The organism is Zoogloea sp. 1C4, from assembly GCF_009469605.1.
In the GTDB taxonomy this organism is placed as follows: Bacteria; Pseudomonadota; Gammaproteobacteria; order Burkholderiales; family Rhodocyclaceae; genus Zoogloea; species Zoogloea oryzae.
Map to the genome: position 1 here is coordinate 24,552 of NZ_SSXU01000030.1, position 6,288 is coordinate 30,839.

Consider the following 6,288-nt stretch of genomic DNA (forward strand, 5'->3'; position numbering starts at 1 on the left):
GTCGCCGTCCGCGGCATTGAAGACGCGCTCACGGGCGTCGGCCACCGCCGCTAAGCCCTTATTTCGCTTACCGAAAGTGTGGCAAAAAGGGCGCCAATCCCCTTGCACTCGAGCGTCACCCTGTTATTATGGCGCGCTCTTCACCCGGCCATTCGGCGGTACGGGTGAAATTCAAACCATAACAGGAAAATAACATGCCGATTTATCGCCTCGGAGAGCATACCCCGCAACTGCAGGAGGGCGTCTGGATTGCCGACACTGCCACCCTGATCGGCGACGTGCATCTTGGTCGCAACGTCAATGTGTGGTTCGGGGCGATCCTGCGGGGCGACAACGACCCGATCACCATCGGTGAGAACACCAACATCCAGGACGGCTCGGTGCTCCACACGGATGACGGCGTCCCCCTCACCATCGGCAGCAACGTCACCGTCGGCCACAAGGTGATGCTGCACGGCTGTGCGGTGGGCGATGGCTCCCTGATCGGCATCAACGCGGTGGTGCTCAACCGCGCGGTGATCGGCAAGCACTGCCTGATCGGCGCCAACTCGCTGATTCCCGAAGGCAAGGTGATTCCCGACCGCTCGCTGGTGTGCGGCTCCCCGGGCCGGATCATCCGCGAGCTCACCGACCACGAGATCGCCAAGCTCCAGGCCAGCGCCGATGGCTACGTGAACAACGCCCTGCGCTACCAGGAGCAGCTCTCCGAGCTGTAAACGCACAACGGCCCTGCCGCGGCGTGTGCCGCCTGCAGGGCCGCAGCATCCCGCCAACTCCGGCCGGATGTGATGTACCCGAAATCTGGACTGCTCAGTCCAGGTTCAGCCGGATCGGCTGGTGATCCGAGGCCGCCGTGGCCTGATCCACCGCCACCGCATCTACCCGATCAACCAGATCGGCGCTCACGAAGAAATAATCGCAGCAATACGGCCGGTCCGGCCATTCGGCGCCATTCAGGCCCACCGTGTTCAGGTGCGGAATGTCGCCGTAGCAGGCACGCCAGGCGTCTTCCCAGCCCGACACGTCGGCGCTGATCGGCGCGGTCATCCGGTAATACTCGGGGCTGCCCGGTTCGCAGTTGAAATCCCCGCAGACAATCGCCGACACGGGCCTTGGCCACACCGCAAAGGGCGAATCCTGCTTGCGCTCGTCAAGCACCGGCGGCGCGCTGGCGGCGAGCCGCACGGCATCGCACTGCAGCGCGTGGAGCGCCGCGATCTGGGTCATGCGCTGGACGCGCGAGTAGTACTCCAGATGGGTGTTGAGCACCCGCACCGGGCCACGCGGACCTTCCACCACCACCTCGAGGCACACCCGCGGCATGCTTGGCACGCCGTCTTCGGGCGGGCGCGGCAGACTGTGGCGGAACACCTGCCCCACCGGCAGGCGGCTGAGGGTGAGGTTGCCAAACTGGCTGCGACCGCCGGTCGCATCCGGCAGATCCACCGCCGGCGCAAAGTGCGCGCCATAGCCCGGGAAGGCCTCGGCCAGACGGGCAACGCTGTCGGTGGCCACGCCGCCCTGCAGCCCGGCAAAACCCACCGCGACTTCCTGCAGGCAGATCACATCAAAATCACCCAGCGTCCGGATGGCCGAAATCGTGCGCGGGAGATTCACTTCACCATCCGCACCGCGCCCCCACTGAATGTTCCAGCTCAGTAGCTTCATCAGGAAAACCTTATTTTCTTGCTCGACAAACCGGGCCGACGCCAGCGCGCCGACCACCGCCGAAAAGCATAGCAAGCCCGTGTCCCCCGCTCGCCCTCAATCCATGCACCGCTGTGCGCAATTGCCGGTCGTCGCGCCTTGGCGGCAGGCGTGCTGTGGATTATCTCCCCCAATTTGGGGCGCATCCAGGGTGTCATCGCTAAAGCAGCTTGTCACGCCGCCGTAAATCACTTCGTCTCCCGTTCTCAAGAGCCGCCCACGATCATGTCTACGCCCCAGGAACTTGTCGCCTGCATCGAGAAGCTCGCCAGCCTTCCCGCCGCATACCACCGCATCCGCGAACTGCTCGACGATCCGGACAGCTCGGTTTATCAGGTGGCCGATGCGGTGGCCAGCGACCCGGGCATCACCGCCCGCGTGCTCCGTGTCGTCAATAGCGTGCTGTACGGCTTTCCGGGGAAGATTGAAACGGTTGCCCGGGCGGTCAATCTGATGGGGATGCAGCAGGTACATGATCTGGTGCTGAGCACCGCGATCATCGGCGCGTTCTCGGGCATCCGCCCGGCGCGGATGCACATGACCCGCTACTGGCAGGACTGCATCTACCGGGGTCTGGCGGCCCGCGCCAGTGCCAAGCTGATGGGTACGGGCGATCCGGAGCGGATGTTCGTCGAAGGCCTGCTCGCCGACATCGGTCATCTGGTGATGTACCAGGCCAACCCCGAAGGCGCCTCGGCGGCCCTCGAAACCGCCCGCACCCGGCACATCCCGCTCCCCGAGGCCGAGATCAGCCACCTGGGCTGCACCCACGCCGAAGTAGGCGCGGCGCTGGCGTCGGCGTGGCACCTGCCCAACGGCTTTGCCACCGCCATCGGCGCCCAGCTGATGCCGGCCATGGGCGGCCACCACATGACCGAGGCCGCCCTCATCCATCTGGCCAACCAGATCGTCGCCACCGATGGGCTTGAAAACGCCGACGAAGCGGCCCTCGCCGGGATGGACCCGATGACCGTCGCCACCCTCGAGATGAGCGTCGAACGGATCGGCTCGATCCGCGCCGCCGTGCAGACCGAGATGCCGGCGGTGATCGCCCTGTTCTTTCCCCAGGCCTGAGCGCGGATCAGATCCGGCGCAGGATCGTCTCGACGTACATCCCGGGCTCAAGGGTGCCGCGCCACTCGACGGTGGTGCTCGGCGAGCGCTGGTCGTACCCCCGGGAAACCCAGCCTGCCAGCGGCACATCTGCGCCGCGCAGGATGCTCACCTCGCCATCGGGCGGCAGCACCATCGACAAGCACACCGGACCATTGGATACCGACAGACCATCCGGCGTGCAGGTGACGTTGCAGGCCTCGCTGAAATGCCAGTGCAGCGTGACGGACTGCGGGCCGGCAGCCTGCACCTCGTCGCGGATCGTCACCCTGTCGGCCAGGCGATCCACTTCCCAGCTGCGGCGATGCACCGGCCGCCCCGGCAGGCGCCGGTAGCCATCGTGCTCGGCCACCAGACGATCGACGATACGGGTGGATTCCCGTTCGAGCACCGTCGTCCGGTACTTCCGCACCCACATGAACTTGCCGCCCGACACCGCCTGATCCTCGCCGGCGATGGACAAGGTGTTGTGCATCGCCGTGCCGCGGAAGCCATCCCGCCAGGCCCGCGGCCCGTGGTAGGTGCCGGTGCCCGGATCGACGAGAAACTCCCGCCCGGCCACCGACAGGGTGAAGGACAGCGCATCCGCATGACCGTGGGCCGCGATGCCGCCAAGGCCCAGGGGGCCGGCATCGGCCACCAGGCGAATCTCGTCCAGGGTATCCAGATGGGCGCCTAACACGAACACGCCGCCATCCGGAAAATCCACCCGGGTGGTGGCCGGCGCCGCCTTGAGCAGCAGATCATCGAAGGGCACGCAGGCCTCGCGGCCGAGCAGCCAGCGGGTGCGAAGATCTACAAAACCGGCCTTGCGCGCCAGGGAGGCGTTTTCGAACAGCAATGCACCGGTGGCAAGCTGGCTCTGGAAGGCGCAGCCGCCGGCGCTGAGGGAAAGGCCAGTGACCCGACCGTCGTCCGCATCGCCGAACATCGGCACGTTGCCACCGCTGTCCATCACCGCCGCCACATACACCAGCATCGCCTCCATGCGCGACCAGTAGGCGTCTGAGAAGGGCTTGCCGGTGGCCCGCGCGGCGAGCCCGGCGATCAGCAGAAAATCCCACACGAACTGCTGGTAGGCGGTGGTCTGTTCGCGATTGACACCGTCCGGGGCATTCTGGATGAGCGCCTCGCGCTCCAGGCCATCGCGGGAGACGCGCCGCCACTGCTTGGCCTCTTCCCAGTACGGCCAGGTGGAGCCGGCCACGAACAGCCCGGTCAGCTCGCCGATCAGGTGGTTGTTGGCCGACGAGTGCCGCGACAGATGCCCGCGGATGAACTCCGCGTGGCGCCAGATGCTGCTCAACCAGTCGGCCCGCAGCACCTTGCCCACCGGATGCTGGAACAGCGGCGACGACAGCCCGCCGATCAGCTGCCAGGCGATCGACCAGTTGATCAGCCGGATGCCGGCCTCCAGCGCGCTCGACCAGTTCGGCCCCAGGCCATACGGGCACTGGACGAACCAGCTCTCCAGCAGCGTGCCGATCCCTTCCAGGTAGCGCATGTCGCTGGTGAGCTGCCAGGCCTGGGCCAGGCACACCAGTTCCAGGTGCCGGTTGGGCTCCCACAGGTACTTGATGTCGCCGGTCACCGCGGGATCGCGGAAGGACATGGTCTTGCCGTAGGTGAGCGGCAGCAGCGCGCCGTTGGCAGGGTTGCGGTTCCACTCCGGCGGAAAACCGAGGTTCATGGCTTCGTTGGCGAAGATCCGCCAGTGGCCGGCGAGCACCTCGTTGGCCCGCTGCAGGATGGCGCCGGCGGGTTCGGGGAGCTCCCGCGGCAGCCAGCGGGCGCCCAGGCGGTCGAGCCGGGCCACCGGCACTTCGGTGGGGGCCTTGCGGCGCTCCATCGCCAGGGTGGCGCTGGTGCTGGCGCGGCCCATGATCTCGGCGATGGACATGCAGCGCAGGCGGTTCCAGTACCACCCGACCTGGTTAAGACTAGACATTGACTTCCTCACTTCCACTCAGCCGGCTGACGATCTGCCGGAACTTTCCGTTGCGCGTGCGCGGGATCTCGGCCACGCGCTCGATTCTGATGATGACCTGCTGGCCAAGCCGCTCACGGGCACGCAGCAGCAGCGCGTGCTCGTCCCGCTGGCTGAATTCGGTACCGGCAACGATGCGGATCACCACTTCGTCCAGGCGCTCCTGCACCACCTGGGCCTCGACGAGCCCGAAGAGCCCGGAGAAGATCCAGTCCAGCATCACCACGTGGCGTCCGTCGGGCGTGCGGATGGCGTCGTCCACCCGGCCCAGCACCCGCTCCACCACCCGGAAGCTGCGCCCGCAGGGGCAGGCGAAATCCGGATCGGCGAGCACCACCCGGTCGTCCGCGCGATACCGCAGGAAGGGCATCAGGCGATTGCCGAAGCCGGTGGCGATGAGGTTGGAGGTGCCGTCGCCATTGGGCTCGAACTCCACGCAGCCGTAGTCCTCCATCACGTGATGGTGGCCGTGCTCGCAGGTGCCAATGGCCGCGACCCGCTCGAAGGCGCCATACCAGTCGAAGACCTGACAGCCGAAGCGCTCGACGATGATGCGCCGCTCCTCGGCGCGCAGTGTTTCGGACGAGGTGACGATGCCGCGCAGCGACTTGCCACGGTAGTTGCGGTCGTGCTCCTCCAGCCAGCGGGCCAGGTAGCCCACCGATGAAGGATAGGCCTGGATCATCACCGGGTCGAACTGCTCCAGCGCCTCGATGTAGCCCGCGCCGTTGCTCGGCGTGAGGTGGTAGGAGGACAGCATCAGGGTGTTGTCGGCCCGGTTCATCCGCCACAGCTTGCCGCCGGACTGATTGGGCGGCACCACCGGATCGCCGCGCAGCCAGGCCCGCCGCTCGCCCTTGTGAAAGCCGGCCCAGCGGGCCTGGCGATCGATGAAGGCCTGCTCGAAGGCGATCGACGCCCGGTCACGCCAGCCGGCCATGGCCTGGCCGGTGGTGCCACTGGTCGAGCCTTTGAAGCGCAGCCACGGCCCGCCTTCGGCCACCATGCGCTCGCCCTCGGCAATCACCTCGTGCTTGGTGAGCACGGGGATCTCGGCCAGATCGGCAAGGCACTGCCAGCGCGTCGGGTCGATCCCCAGCCGGCCGAACTGCTCGCGGTAATACGGCACCCGGCGCCGGGCGTCGAGCGCCAGGGCGCGCATGGTCTCGAGCTGGAGGGCCTCCCACTCGGCGCGGGACAGCCACTGGCTGGCCTCGATGCGCGCGGTGATCCGGCGCAGTTCGCGCTGGTCGGTCACCAGGCCGCGCAGGCGGGTGGTCACCGCCAGCAGGTGTTCCTGCACGTCGGGCGAGACACGACGATAAAGCTTGGAATGACTGGATAGCATCGACCCGCTTGTATCTTTAAACCAGACCAGCGCGGTAGAGTCTGAACGCCGTTGAGGCGGCCAGACCGGCCCGTGCAGTTTGGTAGGCGCTGGGGTGATAGAGCCCGTGACTGAGTACAGAACGCATGGCCGC

Annotated in this window: 5 protein-coding genes; 2 read left to right on the plus strand and 3 right to left on the minus strand. The window is 66.9% G+C overall.

Annotated elements, in window-relative coordinates; all coding sequences use genetic code 11:
- Positions 1–194 precede the first annotated feature (194 nt).
- The gene (locus GH681_RS20915; protein ID WP_153163482.1) at positions 195–716 is read left to right on the plus strand and encodes a gamma carbonic anhydrase family protein; all 522 of its coding nucleotides are present in this window, start codon (positions 195–197) and stop codon (positions 714–716) included.
- Positions 717–810: 94 nt separating this feature from the next.
- Here the strand turns inward: GH681_RS20915 and GH681_RS20920 are convergent, their stop codons facing one another.
- Positions 811–1,668, minus strand: coding sequence for an endonuclease/exonuclease/phosphatase family protein (locus GH681_RS20920; RefSeq protein ID WP_153163483.1), 858 nt, complete (start codon positions 1,666–1,668; stop codon positions 811–813).
- 264 nt (positions 1,669–1,932) lie between these two features.
- On the opposite strand from GH681_RS20920, the gene GH681_RS20925 reads away from it, so the two are divergent.
- The gene (locus GH681_RS20925) at positions 1,933–2,781 is read left to right on the plus strand and encodes an HDOD domain-containing protein (protein ID WP_153163484.1); all 849 of its coding nucleotides are present in this window, start codon (positions 1,933–1,935) and stop codon (positions 2,779–2,781) included.
- Between the two features lie 7 nt (positions 2,782–2,788).
- On the opposite strand, the gene GH681_RS20930 is transcribed toward GH681_RS20925, so the two are convergent.
- Both GH681_RS20930 and GH681_RS20935 read right to left on the minus strand, forming a co-directional pair.
- Complete coding sequence (locus GH681_RS20930) at positions 2,789–4,768, minus strand: alginate lyase family protein (RefSeq protein ID WP_153163485.1); 1,980 nt, start codon at positions 4,766–4,768, stop codon at positions 2,789–2,791.
- Complete coding sequence (locus GH681_RS20935; RefSeq protein ID WP_153163486.1) at positions 4,761–6,155, minus strand: phenylacetate--CoA ligase family protein; 1,395 nt, start codon at positions 6,153–6,155, stop codon at positions 4,761–4,763. The genes GH681_RS20930 and GH681_RS20935 overlap by 8 nt, the downstream gene beginning before the upstream one ends.
- Between the last annotated feature and the right edge of the window lie 133 nt (positions 6,156–6,288).

Excerpts from the sequence above, each read along its gene's own strand:
- GH681_RS20935 (WP_153163486.1), bottom strand. The coding sequence starts at position 6,155 with ATGCTATCCAGTCATTCCAAGCTTTATCGTCGTGTCTCGCCCGACGTG.
- GH681_RS20915 (WP_153163482.1), top strand. The coding sequence starts at position 195 with ATGCCGATTTATCGCCTCGGAGAGCATACCCCGCAACTGCAGGAGGGC.
- GH681_RS20925 (WP_153163484.1), top strand. The coding sequence starts at position 1,933 with ATGTCTACGCCCCAGGAACTTGTCGCCTGCATCGAGAAGCTCGCCAGC.
- GH681_RS20930 (WP_153163485.1), bottom strand. The coding sequence starts at position 4,768 with ATGTCTAGTCTTAACCAGGTCGGGTGGTACTGGAACCGCCTGCGCTGC.
- GH681_RS20920 (WP_153163483.1), bottom strand. The coding sequence starts at position 1,668 with ATGAAGCTACTGAGCTGGAACATTCAGTGGGGGCGCGGTGCGGATGGT.